The following is a 15,829-nucleotide window of genomic DNA, read 5'->3' as shown; positions in this document are numbered from 1 at the left end:
CCCGACGTGAGATGTGAGAGGCAGTAATGTCCAACGACCAGAAGCTCCGCGAGTACCTGAAGCGGGCACTCGCCGACGCCCGGCAGGCCCAGAAGCGCCTCCAGGAGGTCGAGTCCGGCCGTCGGGAGCCGATCGCGATCATCGGCATGGCCTGCCGGCTCCCCGGCGGGATCAGCTCGCCCGAGGATCTCTGGCAGGTCGTCGCGGGCGGCGTGGACACGGTCTCCGAGTTCCCGGACGACCGCGGCTGGGACCTCGCCGGCCTCTACGACCCGGACCCGGACCACACCGGCACCTCGTACACCCGGCACGGCGGATTCCTCGACACGGTGGCCGACTTCGACGCCGAGTTCTTCGGCATCTCCCCGCGCGAGGCGCTCGCCACGGACCCCCAGCACCGGCTGCTGCTGGAGACCGCCTGGGAGGCCTTCGAGCGGGCCGGCATCGACCCGACCGGGCTCCGGGGCAGCCGGACGGCGGTCTTCGCGGGCATTGCCGGCGGCGACTACACCCCCCGACTCCACGACGCTCCGGGCGAGTTGGAGGGCTACCTCGGCATCGGCGGGCTGGACAGCGTCGCCTCCGGGCGGATCTCGTACACCTTCGGGTTCGAGGGCCCGGCGGTGACGGTGGACACGGCCTGCTCCTCCTCGCTGGTGGCCCTGCACCTGGCGGCGCAGTCGCTGCGCTCGGGCGAGAGCGACCTGGCGCTCGCCGGCGGGGTGAGCGTGATGGCCAGCGCGCAGGGCTTCGTGGAGTTCTCCCGGCAGCGCGGCCTGTCGGCGGACGGCCGCTGCAAGGCCTTCGGGGCCGGCGCGGACGGGACGGGCTGGGCGGAGGGCGTGGGCCTGCTGCTGGTCGAGCGGCTCTCCGACGCACGCCGCAACGGGCACCAGGTGCTGGCGGTGCTGCGCGGTTCGGCGGTGAACCAGGACGGCGCGTCCAACGGCCTCACCGCGCCCAGCGGTCCGGCCCAGCAGCGGGTGATCCGGCAGGCGCTGGAGAACGCCCGGCTGACGGCGGCCGACGTCCACGCGGTGGAGGCGCACGGCACCGGCACCTCGCTCGGTGACCCGATCGAGGCGCAGGCACTGCTGGCCACCTACGGGCAGGACCGGCCCGCCGAGGAGCCGCTCTGGCTGGGCTCGTTGAAGTCCAACATCGGCCACACCCAGGCCGCGGCCGGGGTGGCCGGTGTGATCAAGTCGGTGCAGGCGATCCGGCACGGCGTGCTGCCCAAGACCCTGCACGCCGAGGAGCCGACCCCGTACGTCAACTGGTCGGCGGGCGCCGTCCGGCTGTTGACCGAGGCCCGGCCGTGGCCGCAGGGCGAGGCCCCGCGCCGGGTGGGGGTCTCGGCCTTCGGCGCCAGCGGGACCAACGCGCACGTGGTCATCGAGCAGGCCCCGGACGCCGAGGAGGAGTCGCCCGCCGAGCAGGCCCCGGCGCCCCCGGCGGCGGCCGACACCGGGGTGCCGCGCCCGTGGGTGCTGTCCGCGCGGACGCCGGAGGCGCTGCGGGAGCAGGCCGCCCGGCTGGCGGAGCGGGTCCACGCCGATGACGGGCTCGGGCTGGCGGACGTCGGATTCACCCTGGCCACCTCCCGCGCCCGGCTGGACGAGCGGGCGGTGGTCGTCGCCCGGGACCGCGCCGGCTACCTCGCCGGACTGGACGCGACGGCGACCGGCGGCGGACTGACCGGTTCGGCGGCGGGGGCGGGGTCGCTGGCGTTCCTGTTCACCGGGCAGGGCAGTCAGCGGATCGGCATGGGACGGGAGTTGGCCGAGGCCTATCCCGTTTTCGCGGAGGCTTTCGGGGCGGTGGCGGCGGAGTTGGATCCGCTGCTGGGTGTGTCGTTGGCCGAGGTGGTCGAGTCGGGTGCGGGGTTGAACGAGACGGGGTTGACGCAGCCGGCGTTGTTCGCGGTCGAGGTGGCGTTGTTCCGGTTGTTCGAGTCGTGGGGGGTGCGGCCGGACTTCGTGTCGGGGCATTCGATCGGTGAGTTGTCGGCGGCGCATGTGGCGGGGGTGCTGTCGTTGGCGGATGCGGCGGTGCTGGTGGCGGCGCGGGCGAGGTTGATGCAGGCGTTGCCGTCGGGTGGGGCGATGGTGGCGGTGGAGGCGTCGGAGGAGGAGGTGCTGGCGGCGCTGTCGGAGGGTGTGTCGGTGGCGGCGGTGAACGGGCCGTCGTCGGTGGTGGTGTCGGGTGACGAGGCCGCGGTGGTGGCGCTCGGGGAGGGTTTCGCTGCTGAGGGTCGTCGGACGCGGCGGTTGCGGGTGAGTCACGCGTTCCACTCGGCGCACATGGACGGGATGTTGGCGGAGTTCGGTGCGGTGGCGGCTTCGTTGTCGTTCGCTGCGCCGCGGATTCCGGTGGTGTCGAATCTGACGGGTCGGGTCGCTTCGGCGCAGGAGATCACGGATCCGCAGTACTGGGTGCGGCATGTCCGTGAGGCGGTGCGTTTCGCCGATGTGGTAAGGGAGTTGGACGCGAACGGTGTGACGACGTTCGTGGAGCTGGGGCCGGACGGCACGCTGTCCGCCCTGGTCCAGGAGACCCTCACCGACCCGGTCGCCGTCCCCGCCCTGCGCCGCGACCGGCCCGAGACCGAGACGGCCCTGACCGCACTCGGACGGATCCACGTCCAGGGTCGCACCGTCGACTGGACCTCGCTGTTCGCCGCCGCCCGGCCCCGCCGGGTCGATCTGCCCACCTACCCGTTCCAGCGGCGCCGCTACTGGCTGGAGCCCGGCTCCGCACAGTCCGCGGACGCCGCGGGCCTCGGCCTCGGCGCCCCCGCGCACCCGCTGCTGGGCGCGGTCGTCGCGCAGCCGGACTCGGACGGCGTGCTGCTGACCGGCAGCCTCTCGCTGCGCACCCACCCCTGGCTCGCCGACCACGCCGTCCAGGGCACCGTGATCGTCCCGGGCACGGCCCTGCTGGAGCTGGCGATCCGGGCCGGCGACGAGGTCGGCGCGGGCTCCCTGGACGAGCTCGTCATCGAGACCCCGCTGGTCCTGCCCGAGCGCGAGGCCGTGCAGATCCAGGTCTCCGCCGGCGCGCCCGACGAGAGCGGCGCCCGCCCGGTCGCCGTGCACTCCCGCAGCGCCGACGGCCCCTGGCAGCGGCACGCCTCCGGCAGCCTCCTGCCCGCCGCCCCGCAGCAGGCCGCGTTCGACCTGGTCGCCTGGCCGCCCGCCGGCGCCGAACAACTCCCGGTGGACGACGTCTACCAGGACCTCGCCGCCGCCGGACTGGCCTACGGGCCCGCGTTCCAGGGGTTGCGCGCCGCCTGGCGGGACGGCGACACCTTCTACGCCGAGGTGGCCCTCCCGGAGGGCCAGCGCGAGCAGGCCGGCGCGTTCGGACTGCACCCCGCGCTACTGGACGCGGCCGTGCACGTCACCGCCCACCACGGCCTGTCCGACACCCCGGCCGGCCTCAGCCGGCTGCCCTTCGCCTACACGGGTGTCCGGCTCCACGCGGCGGGCGCCGCCGCGCTGCGGGTGCGGCTGCGCTACACCGAGGCGGAGGCGATCTCGGTGGAGGTCGCCGACGAGTCCGGGGCCCCGGTCGCCTCGGTGGAGGCGCTGCGCGCCCGGCTGGTGTCGGCCGCGCAGCTGGAGCCGGCCCCCGGCGCCCACCCGGACGCGCTCTTCCGGCTGGACTGGGCGGTCCTCCCGCCGGCCGCGGGCCCGACCGCGGCGGTGCCGGGAGCCGGGCCCTACCCCGGCCTCGGCTCGGTCGAGCCCGGTGCCGAGAGCCGTCCCTGGCTCGCGGTCGGCCTCGACGCCGGCCGGGAGCCCCGGGCGGCGCTCGGCGAGGCCCTGGCGCTGGTCCAGGAGTGGGTGTCCGAGGAGCGTTGGCAGGCCTCCCGGCTGGTGGTGGTCACCCGTGGCGCGGTCGCGGTGGCCGAGGGCGAGCGGCCCGACCTGGGCCTGGCCCCGGTCTGGGGCCTGCTGCGTTCCGCGCAGGCCGAGCACCCGGGGCGGATCCTCCTGCTGGACCTGGACGAGCACCCCGACTCGGTGAACGCGCTGCCGGCCGCGGTGGCCGCCGCGATCGCCGCCGAGGAGCCCCAACTCGCCGTCCGTGCGGGGACGGTGTGGGTGCCCCGGCTGGCCCGGACGGTTCCGGCCGAGGCGGCCGCCCGTCCGTGGGATCCGGCGGGCACGGTGTTGATCACCGGTGGGACGGGTGTGCTGGGTGGTGTGCTGGCGCGGCATCTGGTGGTGGAGCGCGGGGTGCGGCATCTGCTGCTGGTCTCGCGTAGTGGTGAACAGGCTCCTGGGGCTGTCGAGTTGGCTGCGGAGCTTGCGGAGCTGGGTGCGCGGGTGTCGTTCGCGGCGGCGGACGGTGCGGACCGGGAGGCGTTGGCGGCGGTGCTGGCGGGGATTCCGGTGGAGCATCCGCTGACGGCGGTGGTGCACACGGCCGGTGTGGTGGACGACGGCGTGATCGGGGCGCTGACCCCGGAGCGGCTGGACACCGTCCTGCGTCCGAAGGCCGACGGTGCCTGGCACCTGCACGAACTCACCCGGGACAACCCGGACCTGGCCGCCTTCGTCCTCTACTCCTCCGTCGCGGCCGTCTTCGGTGGGCCGGGCCAGGGTTCGTACGCGGCGGCGAACACCTTCCTCGACGCGCTGGCGGTCCACCGGCGTGCCGAGGGCCTGCCCGCGCAGTCCCTCGCCTGGGGCCAGTGGGCCCGGGCCAGCGGCGTCACCGCCCACCTGGGTGAGGCCGACCTGCGGCGCGCGGCCCGGGCCGGCGTCCGGCTGATCTCCGACCGGCAGGGCGGCGAACTCCTGGACGCCGCAGCGCTGCTGGACACCCCCTACCTGGTGCCGGCGCCGCTGGACCTGGCCGCCGTGCAGCGCGGCGGGCAGCCCGTGCCGGCCCTGCTGCGCGGGCTCGTCCGGCCCGGCCGGCGGGTGGCCCGGGCGGCCGCCACCCGGGAGTCGAGCCTGCCGGCCCGGCTCGCGGGGCTCGGCGAACCGGAGCGCGAGGCCGTCCTGCTGGAGCTGGTGCGGGTCGAGGTGGCCGGTGTACTGGGGGCGGACACCGAATCGGTGACCGCGGGGCGTCCGTTCAACGACCTGGGGCTGGACTCGCTCTCCGCCGTCGAACTGCGCAACCGCCTCACCGCGCAGACCGGCCTGCGGCTGCCTCCGACGGTCACCTTCGACCACCCGACCCCGGCCGTACTCGCCACGCACCTGCGGGAGTTGCTGGGTGAGCCGGCCGAGCAGCCGGCTCCGCGCCCGGCCGGGGCGCCCGCCGCCGAGCCGCAGCACCCGCTCTCCGCGCTGTACCGCGCGCTCGCCGCGCAGGGCAGCTTCGCCGAGGCCTCCGCCCTGATCGGTGTCGCCTCCGCGCTGCGGACCCGGTTCCCGGCCGAGGAGCGCGCCGCCCACACCCCGGCGCCGATCCGGCTGGCCTCCGGCGACGGCGAGCTGGCCGTGGTCTGCTTCCCGGCGCTGAGCGCCATCTCCGGGCCGCACGAGTACGCCCGGTTCGGGCACGGGTTCCAGGGCGAGCGGGACGTGTTCGTGCTGCCCTCGCCCGGGTGGGCGCCGGAGGACCGGCTGCCGGACGACCTCGACACCTACCTGCGGATGCAGGTCGACAGCGTCCGGCAACTGCTCGGCGACGAGCGGCCGTTCGTGATCGTGGGGCGGTCGATGGGCGGTTGCGTCGCGCATGCGGTGGCGGACCGGCTGGAGCGCGAGGGCCGCCCGGTGGCCGGCCTGGCGCTGATCGACGCCTACCCGATCGACAGCGCCGTCCGGGAGGGCATGGGCGACTGGTGGCTGACGGCCATGCTCAGCGGCATGCTCGACCGGATCGAGCAGTACGACATGGTCTGGAGCGATGCCAGCCTGACCTCGATGGGCGGTTACAACACCGTCTTCGCCGACTGGAAGCCCGAGCCGATCGCGGCACCCATCCTGTCGCTGCGGGCGGACACCCCGCTGCGCGGCACGGTGGTCGACCCGACCGGCCGCTTCGACTGGCGGGCGTACTGGCCCGTCCCGCACGAGGTGGTCGACGTCCCCGGCGACCACTTCACGCTGCTGGAGCAGCACACCCCGACGACTGCGGACGCCGTCCGGCAGTGGATCGACAAGAAGGAGCAGGAATGGTCAACCCGGTAGTTCTGGTCACCGGCGCGGCATCCGGTATCGGCGAGGCGACGGTACGGCTGTACGCCGAGCGCGGGCACAGCGTGGTCGCGGTCGACGTGGACGAGCAGGGCCTCGACGTGCTGGCGAAGCTGGACGGGGTGGCGACGCTGGTGGGCGACGTCTCGACCGAGGAGACGAACGTCGGCGCGGTGCGGCTCGCCCTGGAGCGGTTCGGGCGGCTGGACGCGGCGGTGCTCAACGCCGGCATCGGCGGGGCGGGCCCGCTGGAGTCGCCCGGCTCGATCGAGCGCTTCGACCGGTTGTTCGCGGTGAACGTTCGCGGCGTCGCGCTGGGCATCAGGGCGGCGGTGCCCGCACTGCGGGCGGCCGGCGGCGGGTCCATCGTGGCGACCTCCTCGGTCTCGGGGCTGCGCGGCGACCCGGGCACCTGGGGCTACAACGCGACCAAGGCCGCGGTGATCAACCTGGTGCGCGCCGCCGCGATCGACTACGCCGCCGAGCAGATCCGGATCAACGCCATCGCGCCCGGCGGGACGGTGACCGCGATGACCGGCAGCCAGGTCGCCGACCCGCAGTTCTCCCGGCTGATCACCAGCCGGATCCCGGCCCAGCGCTGGGCGGCGGCCCGTGAGCAGGCCGAGGTGATCTGGTTCCTGACCTCGCCGGCCGCCTCGTACGTGACCGGGGTGACCGTGCCGGTCGACGGCGGACTGAGCGCCAACGGCGGCATCCTGCCGCCGCCGCCCGCCCGTACGGCCTGACCGTCCCGCAGCACCTGCCCCACCCCGCACCGACCGCCCCACCCCGCACCGACCGCCCCACCCCGGACCAACCGTCCGACCCCCGCCCACCCCGGACATCCGTCCAGCCATCCGATCGCCTAGGAGAGTCATGAGCACCATCGAGGACAACAAGGCCCTGGTCCGCCGCTACTACCACGAGCTGGTCAGCGAGCAGCGGATCGAGCTGCTGGAGGAGCTGATCGCGGAGGACGCCGCCGACGAGACCGTGGTGGGCCCCGGAGGATCGGGCACCCGGGAGGACTTCGTCGGGCACCTGCGGGTGCTCTGGGCCAATGTCCCCGACGTCCGCGCCACCGTCGAGGACCTGGTGGCCGAGGACGACCGGGTGATCGCCTTCTGGCGGATCGAGGGCACCCACGCGGGCCCGGTCTTCGGAGTGCCGGCCACCGGCAAGCCGTTCAGCGGCTTCAGCATCAGCACGCTGACCATCCGGGACGGCCGGGTGGTCCGCTACAACGTGCTGCCCGACCGCCTCGGCATCATCACCCAGCTGGCCGGCGCGGCGCACTGACCCCGGCCGCCGCCGCCCCGTACGGCCCGTCGGGCCCCACCTCCCGACATCCTCCGTCCTGACACCCCCCACGCCCCCACCCCGGCACCGCCGCCCGGCCGGCCCCACCCGGCCGGGCGTTCTCCTGCCCACCATCACCCGCGTCCCGCCGGCAACGAGGAGTCACCATGACACAGGAACTGACGTTTCATCAGGAAGTGCAGATCCGGAGCCTGTTCGCGCTCTTCGCGCACGTCTTCGACAACGGCGAGGTCGACGCGCTCGGCCAGGTCTTCACCGAGGACGGCGTGATCGAGCTGGCCCGCACCGGGTCGGTCTTCCGGGGGCTGGACGCCATCCGCGCGTTCAACCGGAACCTGGGTGCGAACTCGCCGGACCACCACACCCTGGACACCGTGCTGTCGGTCGACCAGGACGGCACCGTACGGGCCCGCAGCCGCTACCTGGCCGTCCTGCCCGACGGCAGCGTGCACAACGGCGACTACTTCGACGTCCTGGCGCTGACCGCGCAGGGCTGGCGGATCGCCCACCGCCGGTCCGTCCCGCGCTACCCGCTCCCCGGTCTGGGCTGATCCGGGCCGGGCCGGTCGCTCTAAGGGTTCGCTAGGGGCCCGCTAGGGGTGCGGCGCCGATCCGCGGATCGCTAGTTTCTGATCATCCCCCCGACGCACAGTCCCCTGAGACCTACGGAGTCACCGGCATGCCCAGATCTGTCCGCAGACCGTCCGCCCTGATCGCCGCCGCCGCGGCCGGGACCCTGTTGCTCGCCGGGTGCGCCTCCGGCGCCGGCTCGGCCGGCTCCGGCGGCGACGCCGCGGCCAAGCCCGTCGAGGGCGGATCTCTCACCTACGCGGTGGACACCGAGCCGGTGTCCTTCGACATCCACGCCAGCTCGCAGGACATCACCGGCGCCATCCAGCGCAACGTCTTCGACTCGCTCGTCCGGCAGGACGACAAGGGCGAGTTCCACGCCTGGCTCGCGAAGACCTGGGAGATCGCCCCCGATCTCAAGAGCTACACCTTCCACCTGCGCGAGGACGTCAAGTTCACCGACGGGACGGTCTTCGACGCCGAGGCGGTGAAGATCAACTTCGACCGGATCGTGGCCAAGGAGACCAAGTCGCAGTACGCCTCCAGCCTGCTCGGCCCGTACACCGGCACGGACGTCCTGGACCCGCACACCGTGAAGGTCAACTTCTCCGAGCCGTTCGCGCCGTTCCTCCAGGCGGCCAGCACGCCCTTCCTGGGCTTCTACTCGCCGGCCACCATCAAGGAGAACGGCTCCAAGCTCGGCTCCGGCGGCGCGGTCGACATCGGCACCGGCCCCTTCGTCTTCAGCGGCTACACCAAGGGCCAGAGCGCGGTCTTCACCAAGAACCCCGCCTACGCCTGGGCCCCCGAAGGCTCCGGGCACCAGGGCGCGCCCTACCTCGACAAGCTCACCGTCCGCTTCCTCAACGAGAGTTCCGTCCGGATCGGCGCGCTGAACAGCGGCCAGGTGCAGGTCGCCGACGCCGTGCCGCCGGCCGACGTCAAGGCGCTCAAGGCCGACTCGCGGATCCAGCTGATCACCAAGGCCACCCCCGGCGCCAACTACGGCCTGGTGCTCAACACCACCCAGGCGCCGCTGGGCGACCCGCTGGTCCGCAAGGCCATCCAGCGCGGCATCGACGTGGACACCGACATCAAGAGCGTCTACTTCGGCGTGTACGAGCGCGCCTGGAGCCCGATCTCCCCGACCACGCCGTACTACGACGCCTCGCTGGAGAAGAGCTGGCCGTACGACCAGGCCCAGTCCAACTCGCTGCTGGACCAGGCGGGCTGGACGACCCGTGACGCCGAGGGCTACCGCACCAAGGACGGCAAGCGGCTCACCATCGAGTGGCCGCTGATGCCCGCCGAGTACGTCCGCGACCAGCGCGACACCCTGGGCACCGCCATCCAGGCCGACCTGAAGAAGATCGGCGTCGAGATCACCCGCCCCCGGCTGGACATCGGCACCTACATCAAGAAGGTCTACGCCGGCGAGGAGGGCATCGCCGACTACAGCTGGGCCCGCTTCGAACCGGACGTGCTGCGGCTCTACTTCAACAGCGCCAGCGACCCCCGCAAGGGCGGCCAGAACGCGACCTTCTACAAGGACGCCGACCTCGACACCTGGACCGACGCCGGCAAGGCCACCCTGGACAAGGCGGTCCGCCAGGACGTCTACGCCAAGACCCAGAAGCGCGCGATCGACCTGGCCCTGTTCGTGCCGCTCTACGTCCGCACCGCGGTGGCCGGCGCCGGCAGCAACGTGCACGGCCTGCGCTCCGACCCGAACACCTGGCTGAACTTCTACGACACCTGGCTCGGTAAGTGACATGACGCCCGCACCCCTGTTCCGCGCCGTCGCCAAGCGGCTCGCCGGCGCCGCCGCGGTACTCCTCGGCGCCGCGACGGTCGCCTTCACGGCCCTGCAGCTGATCCCCGGCGACCCGGTGACGGTCATGCTGGGCCCGGGCACCGCGGCGACCCCCGAGATCAAGGCGCAGATCAGGGCGCAGTACGGGCTGGACCAGCCGGTGGCCCTGCAGTACCTGCACTACCTGGGCAACCTGGTCCGGGGCGACTTCGGGGAGTCGTACCAGCTGCAACGGCCGGTCGCCGACCTGATCGCCGAGCAGCTCTGGCCGACCGTCCAACTCGCCCTGGCCGCGCTGGCGCTGGCCGTCGTCCTCGCGGTGACCGCCGCGGTGGCGACGGCCGGCCGCCGGCCCGCCCTGCGGGCCGTCGCCACCCTGCTGGAGCTGCTCACGGTGTCCAGCCCGCCGTACTGGATCGGCATCCTGCTGCTCACCGCCTTCTCCTTCCAGCTGCGGGTCTTCCCGGTCGCGGGCGACCAGGACCTCTCGGCCCTCGTGCTGCCCGCGCTCACCCTGGCGCTGCCGCTGACCGGCGTGCTCGCCCAGGTGCTGCGGGAGGGGCTGGAGGCCGCGCTCGGCCAGCCGTTCGCGCTCACCGCCCGCTCCCGCGGGCTGAGCGTCACCGCGGTGCGGCTGCGGCACGCCCTGCGGCACGCCGCCGTACCGCTGGTGACGCTGGTCGGCTGGCTGACCGGCTCGCTGCTGGGCGGGGCGGTGCTGGTGGAGACCGTCTTCGCCCGCCCGGGCATCGGCGCGCTCACCCTGCAGGGCACCACCAACAAGGACATGCCGCTGGTCATCGGCGTCGTCCTGCTCTCCGCCCTCGTCTTCGTGGTGCTGTCGACGCTGGTGGACCTGCTGTACACCGTCATCGACCCGCGCCTGAGGACCGGCTGATCACATGAGCTCACCCGACACCGCCCCGGCGCCCGACACCGCTCCGCCGGTACCCGACTCCGACACCGCGGCGCCCGACACCGCCGCGGCACCCGACAACGCCACGGCACCCGACAACGCCCCGCCGCCGCCCGCGGTCCGCCCCCGCCGCCGGTCGCCGCGCGCGTCCGGCCGTCCCACCCTGGTCCTCGCCTCCGCCGTGCTCGCGCTGATCGCGCTCGCCGCGCTGGCGCCCGGCCTGTTCACCGGCACCTCGCCCATCGAGACCGACCCGGTGCACGCGTTCGCCGCACCCGGCGCCGAGCACTGGTTCGGCACCGACCAGCTCGGCCGGGACCTGTTCGCCCGGGTGCTCTACGGCGCCCGGCCCTCGCTGCTGCTGGGCATCGGCGCCACCCTGCTCGCGGTGGCCGGCGGCGCCGTCCTCGGCGTCGCGGCGGCCCTCGGCGGCCGGTACGCCGACCAGGCCCTGATGCGGCTCGCCGACATCCTGCTGTCCCTGCCGCCGATCCTGCTCGCACTGCTCGCCGTCATCGTGCTCGGCACCGGCTCGGGCAACGTGACGGTGGCCATCGCCATCGCCTTCATCCCCGGCTACGCCCGGATCGTGCGGGCCGAGACGCTGGTGGTGCGCCGCTCCGGCTACGTGGAGGCGGCGGTCGGACTCGGCCTGCCGCGACCCCTGCTGATCGTCCGGCACGTGCTGCCGAACGCGCTCGGCCCGATGCTGGTCCTCGCCACCGTCGGGTTCGGGTCCTCGCTGATCGCCGCCTCCGGGCTCAGCTTCCTCGGCCTCGGGCCCGAACCGCCCTCGCCGGAGTGGGGCGCGATGCTCTCCCAGGGGCGCGGCTTCCTCGCCACCGCCTGGTGGATCGGGGTCTTCCCCGGCGCCGCGATCACCCTGACGGCCCTCGTCGTCAACGCCGTCGGCCGCCGGGCGCAGGCCCGCTTCACCAGGAGGACCACCCGATGACTCTGCTGCGCGTCGGCGGCCTGGACGTCTCCTTCGGGGCGGTCGGAGCCGTCCGGGACGTCTCCTTCACCCTGGACCGCGGCGAGTGCCTGGCGATCGTCGGCGAGTCCGGCTCCGGCAAGAGCGTCACCGCCCGCACCCTGGTCGGCCTGGCGGGGGACACCGCCGCGATCACCGCCGGGGTGCTCGACTTCGACGGCCTCGACCTCGCCGCGCTCACCGAGACCGAGTGGCGCGCCGTCCGCGGACGCCGGATCGGGCTCGTCCTGCAGGACGCGCTGGTCTCCCTGGACCCGCTGCGCACCGTCGGGGCCGAGGTCGCCGAACCGCTGCTCACCCACCGCCTGCTGACCCGCGCCGAGACCCGCCCCCGGGTGCTCGGCCTGCTGGAGGACGTCGGCATCCCGGACGCCGGGCGCCGGGCCGCCCAGTACCCGCACCAGCTGTCGGGAGGCCTGCGCCAGCGGGCGCTGATCGCCTCCGCGATCGCCGGCGGGCCCGAACTGCTGATCGCGGACGAGCCCACCACCGCCCTCGACGTCACCGTGCAGGCCCAGGTGCTCGACCTGCTGGGCCGGCTCAAGGAGCAGGGCACCGCACTGCTGCTGATCAGCCACGACCTGTCCGTGGTGGCCAGGCTCGCGGACCGGGTCGCGGTGATGTACGGCGGCCGGATCGTCGAGACCGGCCCCACCGCCGCCGTGCTGGCCGACCCCCGGCACCCCTACACCCGGGCGCTGCTGGACGCCGTGCCGGTCGCCCGGGCCAAGGGCACCCGGCTCGCCGCGCCGCCCGCGGCCCGGCCGGCCGCCGGCCCGGACGGCTGCCCGTACGCGACGCGCTGCGCCGCCGCCGACGACCGCTGCCTGGCCTCCCTGCCGGCGCCGGACGACCAGGGCACCCTGTGCTGGCACCCGGGCGAACAGGCCGGCCTGCCGCCGGAGCCCGTCCGGCTGCGCGCCAGGGAGCCGGAGTCGGAGCCGGAGCGGCCGGTGCTGATCGAGGCCGAGCGGATCTCCAAGCGCTTCCGCGGGCCGGACGGCAGCACCTACGACGCCGTCCGGGAGGTCTCGTTGACCCTGCGGGCCGGCGAGACCCTGGGGGTGGTGGGGGAGTCCGGCTCCGGCAAGACCACCGCGGCCCGGATCGTCCTCGGCCTGCTGGAACCCGACGCCGGCACCGTGCGCTTCGCCGGCGAGCCGTGGAGCGGCGTTCCCGAACGGCGGCGCCGGGCCGCCCGGTTGCGCATCCAGGCGGTCCAGCAGGACCCGCTGGGCTCCTTCGACCCGCGCTTCGGCGTGGAGCGGGTGGTCGGCGAGGCCGTCGCCAGGGCCGGGGTCCCGCGCGGGCGGGCGCGCCGGGCCAGGGTCACCGAACTGCTCGACCGGGTGGGCCTTTCGGCCACTCTGCTGGAGCGCCGGCCGGCCGAACTCTCCGGTGGCCAGCGCCAACGGGTGGCGATCGCCCGCGCCCTCGCGCCCGAGCCCGACGTGGTGGTCTGCGACGAGCCGGTCTCGGCGCTCGACGTCTCGGTCCAGGCGCAGATCCTCGATCTGCTGGCGGATCTACAACATGACCTGAATCTGGCCCTGTTGTTCATCTCCCACGACCTCGCAGTGGTGCACCATGTCAGCGACCGCGTGGTCGTCATGAAGGGCGGCCGCGTGGTGGAGACCGGCGAGGTGAGCGAGGTCTTCTCGAACCCGGCCGAGGACTACACCCGCGACCTGCTCGCGGCCGTCCCCGGTGGCAACCTGCTGAGGAGCTGACAGTGACGACGACGCCCGGCCACGGACCGAACCCCCAGGGCCATCCGCCCTCCGCCGGGCGCCTGTTGGCGGTCAGCGACCTGCACGTCTCCTACCAGGAGAACCGCGCGATAGTGGAGGGCATCCAGCCCACCGGCCCCGAGGACTGGCTGCTGGTGGCCGGTGACATCGGCGAGCGCACCGCCGACATCGAGTGGGTGCTCGCACTCCTGGCGAGCCGCTTCGCCAAGGTCGTGTGGGTGCCCGGGAACCACGAACTCTGGACCCACGACAGCGATCCGGTCGGGCTGCGCGGCGAGCAGCGCTACCAGCACCTGGTGGCGCTCTGCCGCCGTCTGGGCGTGCTCACCCCGGAGGACCCGTACGAGGTGTTCACCGGCCAGGGCGGCCCGGTCCGGGTGGCGCCGCTGTTCCTGCTGTACGACTACACCTTCCGGCCGCCGGGGACGCGGAACAAGGAGGAGGGGCTGGCCTACGCCCACCGGACCGGGATCGTCTGCAACGACGAGTACCTGCTGCACCCCGACCCGTACCCGAGCCGGGAGGCCTGGTGCCGGGCCCGGGTCGAGTGGACGGAGCAGCAGCTCGCGGACTGCCCGCCCGAGGTGCCGCTCGTCCTGGTCAACCACTACCCGACGGTGCGCGACCCGATGAACGTCCTGCGCTACCCGGAGTTCGCCCAGTGGTGCGGCACCGAGGCCACCGCGGACTGGCACCGGCGCTTCCCGGTCGCCGCGATGGTCTACGGGCATCTGCACATCCCGCGCACCACCTGGTACGACGGCGTGCGGTTCGAGGAGGTCTCGCTCGGCTACCCGCGCGAGTGGCGGGCCCGCCCGGCGCGGCGTCCGCTGCTGCGCGAGATCCTGCCGGCGGTGGCACCGGCATGATCGAGGACCTGCTGAACGGCCCGGTGATGACCGCCGAACTCTTCGGCGACTCGGTGGCGGTGCTCTACCCCGAGGAGGCGGCGGTGATCGAGCACGCCGTGGACAAGCGCCGCCGCGAGTTCACCTCGGTACGGGTCTGCGCCCGCCGGGCGCTGGCCCGGCTCGGGCGGCCGCCGGTGCCGCTGGTGCCCGGGGCCGGCGGCGCGCCCGGCTGGCCGCCGGGCATCGTCGGCAGCATGACCCACTGTGACGGCTACCGGGCCTGCGCCGTGGCCAGGTCGGACGCGGTCGCCTCGCTGGGGATCGACGCGGAGCCGCACCTGCCGCTGCCGGCCGGGGTGGAGGAGGCGGTCACCGGGGCGTCGGAGCGCGCCCACCTGGCCCGGCTGGCCCGGCGGTTCCCGGCCACCGCGTGGGACCGGCTGCTGTTCTCGGCCAAGGAGTCCGTCTACAAGACCTGGTACCCGCTGACCGGCCGCCGGCTGGAGTTCGAGGAGGCCGAGGTCGAGTTCGAGCCGGACGGCGGGTTCACCGCACGGATCCTGGTCCCGGCCCCGGTGGGGGAGTTCACCGGGCGCTGGCTGACCGGCGAGAGCCACCTGCTGACGGCGATCGTGCATCCGCGTCCGGCCGCCGACTGAGCGGGAGTCCGCGTCCGGCCGCCGACCGGCCGGTGTCCGTACCCGGGCACCGTCCGGTCGACGGCCGGCGCGGTGCCGGGCGGTGCGGACCGAAACCCACCTGCGGTCCGGCCGCCCGCTCGGTAGCGTGCCCGCCATGAGCATCGAAGACCTGCCCGTGGCCGAGTTCGCGTTCCCCGGCCCGCTGCGCGACCAGTTGGTGGCCGCGATCCTGTCCGGCGTCAAGACCTCGACCTCCGGCCTGGTGGCGGAGTACGAACGGGAGGGCAAGCCCCTGCCGGAGGCGGGGGAGCGGGCGGCGGTGATCGACTCCGCCGGCCGGCGGGTCGCCGTGATCGAGGTGACCGAGGTCCGGGTGGTCCGGCTCGCCGACGTCGACCTGCCGCACGCCCTCGACGAGGGCGAGGGCTTCGAGACGGTCGCCCAGTGGCGCACGGGGCACGAGGGGTTCTGGCACAGCCCGGAGATGCGCGAGGAGATGGGGGCCGACTTCACCGTGGACGACGAGACCCTGGTCGTGGCCGAGCGCTTCCGGTTGGTCTGAGGCGCGGGGCGGCGGCCCCGGCCCGCGTCGAGCGACGGTTGTCCGACCGGCCTCCCCTATGATCCGGTATGTCCGTTTCGGTGGCGTACGGGTCCGAACTCCGGGAGTCCGGAGCCCCTCGGCCACCGAGCACGCCGCCGAGTCGAGGAGCGCGGACCGCATGACGCAAGGAACGCGGACGGCAGCCGCCCCCGGGTCCGTACCCACCCCCCGGTCCGCACGGGTCACGGTCGCCGGGTGCGCCGGG

General features: G+C 74.2%; 11 protein-coding genes. All 11 read left to right on the top strand.

The window, feature by feature from the left end; all coding sequences use genetic code 11:
* The first annotated feature begins 56 nt into the window (after positions 1-56).
* The 11 genes from ACFTWP_RS02905 to ACFTWP_RS02855 all read left to right on the top strand — a co-directional run bounded on the left by ACFTWP_RS02905 (position 57) and on the right by ACFTWP_RS02855 (position 15,582).
* The gene (locus tag ACFTWP_RS02905; protein WP_380262148.1) at positions 57-6,158 is read left to right on the top strand and encodes a type I polyketide synthase; all 6,102 of its coding nucleotides are present in this window, start codon (positions 57-59) and stop codon (positions 6,156-6,158) included.
* Positions 6,143-6,910 carry an SDR family NAD(P)-dependent oxidoreductase gene (locus ACFTWP_RS02900; protein WP_380261968.1) on the top strand — a complete coding sequence of 256 codons (768 nt, stop codon included), beginning with the start codon at positions 6,143-6,145 and terminating at the stop codon, positions 6,908-6,910. Before ACFTWP_RS02905 ends, ACFTWP_RS02900 begins: the two co-directional genes overlap by 16 nt.
* 130 nt (positions 6,911-7,040) lie before the next feature.
* On the top strand, positions 7,041-7,463 hold the full coding sequence (locus ACFTWP_RS02895; protein WP_380261966.1) for an ester cyclase: 423 nt from the start codon (positions 7,041-7,043) through the stop codon (positions 7,461-7,463).
* Between the two features lie 167 nt (positions 7,464-7,630).
* Entirely contained in the window at positions 7,631-8,035 is a 405-nt protein-coding gene (locus ACFTWP_RS02890) for a nuclear transport factor 2 family protein (RefSeq protein WP_380261964.1), read from the top strand.
* Positions 8,036-8,163: 128 nt separating this feature from the next.
* Positions 8,164-9,825 (top strand): ABC transporter substrate-binding protein, encoded by a 1,662-nt coding sequence (locus tag ACFTWP_RS02885; protein WP_380261962.1) that lies wholly within the window; start codon positions 8,164-8,166, stop codon positions 9,823-9,825.
* Between the two features lies 1 nt (position 9,826).
* Positions 9,827-10,765, top strand: coding sequence for an ABC transporter permease (locus ACFTWP_RS02880; RefSeq protein WP_380261960.1), 939 nt, complete (start codon positions 9,827-9,829; stop codon positions 10,763-10,765).
* A gap of 4 nt (positions 10,766-10,769) precedes the next feature.
* A complete protein-coding gene (locus tag ACFTWP_RS02875) occupies positions 10,770-11,738 on the top strand; it encodes an ABC transporter permease (RefSeq protein WP_380261958.1) in 969 nt (322 codons plus the stop codon).
* A complete protein-coding gene (locus ACFTWP_RS02870; protein ID WP_380261956.1) occupies positions 11,735-13,507 on the top strand; it encodes a dipeptide ABC transporter ATP-binding protein in 1,773 nt (590 codons plus the stop codon). The genes ACFTWP_RS02875 and ACFTWP_RS02870 overlap by 4 nt, the downstream gene beginning before the upstream one ends.
* A 2-nt stretch (positions 13,508-13,509) precedes the next feature.
* The gene (locus tag ACFTWP_RS02865; protein ID WP_380261954.1) at positions 13,510-14,397 is read left to right on the top strand and encodes a metallophosphoesterase family protein; all 888 of its coding nucleotides are present in this window, start codon (positions 13,510-13,512) and stop codon (positions 14,395-14,397) included.
* Positions 14,394-15,038: a 4'-phosphopantetheinyl transferase gene (locus ACFTWP_RS02860; RefSeq protein WP_380261952.1), complete on the top strand. Its 645-nt coding sequence runs from the start codon at positions 14,394-14,396 to the stop codon at positions 15,036-15,038. The genes ACFTWP_RS02865 and ACFTWP_RS02860 overlap by 4 nt, the downstream gene beginning before the upstream one ends.
* Before the next feature lie 136 nt (positions 15,039-15,174).
* A complete protein-coding gene (locus tag ACFTWP_RS02855; protein ID WP_380261950.1) occupies positions 15,175-15,582 on the top strand; it encodes an ASCH domain-containing protein in 408 nt (135 codons plus the stop codon).
* Positions 15,583-15,829 lie beyond the last annotated feature (247 nt).

It is taken from the genome of Kitasatospora sp. NPDC057015 (genome assembly GCF_042673745.1).
Lineage (GTDB): Bacteria > Actinomycetota > Actinomycetes > Streptomycetales > Streptomycetaceae > Kitasatospora.
The sequence above is the reverse complement of the archived record's forward strand: the minus strand, read 5'-3'. Positions and strand labels throughout refer to the sequence as shown.

Coding starts and splice junctions, on each gene's coding strand:
- ACFTWP_RS02900 (WP_380261968.1), top strand. CDS start 6,143: ATGGTCAACCCGGTAGTTCTGGTCACCGGCGCGGCATCCGGTATCGGC.
- ACFTWP_RS02895 (WP_380261966.1), top strand. CDS start 7,041: ATGAGCACCATCGAGGACAACAAGGCCCTGGTCCGCCGCTACTACCAC.
- ACFTWP_RS02890 (WP_380261964.1), top strand. CDS start 7,631: ATGACACAGGAACTGACGTTTCATCAGGAAGTGCAGATCCGGAGCCTG.
- ACFTWP_RS02885 (WP_380261962.1), top strand. CDS start 8,164: ATGCCCAGATCTGTCCGCAGACCGTCCGCCCTGATCGCCGCCGCCGCG.
- ACFTWP_RS02880 (WP_380261960.1), top strand. CDS start 9,827: ATGACGCCCGCACCCCTGTTCCGCGCCGTCGCCAAGCGGCTCGCCGGC.
- ACFTWP_RS02875 (WP_380261958.1), top strand. CDS start 10,770: ATGAGCTCACCCGACACCGCCCCGGCGCCCGACACCGCTCCGCCGGTA.
- ACFTWP_RS02870 (WP_380261956.1), top strand. CDS start 11,735: ATGACTCTGCTGCGCGTCGGCGGCCTGGACGTCTCCTTCGGGGCGGTC.
- ACFTWP_RS02860 (WP_380261952.1), top strand. CDS start 14,394: ATGATCGAGGACCTGCTGAACGGCCCGGTGATGACCGCCGAACTCTTC.
- ACFTWP_RS02855 (WP_380261950.1), top strand. CDS start 15,175: ATGAGCATCGAAGACCTGCCCGTGGCCGAGTTCGCGTTCCCCGGCCCG.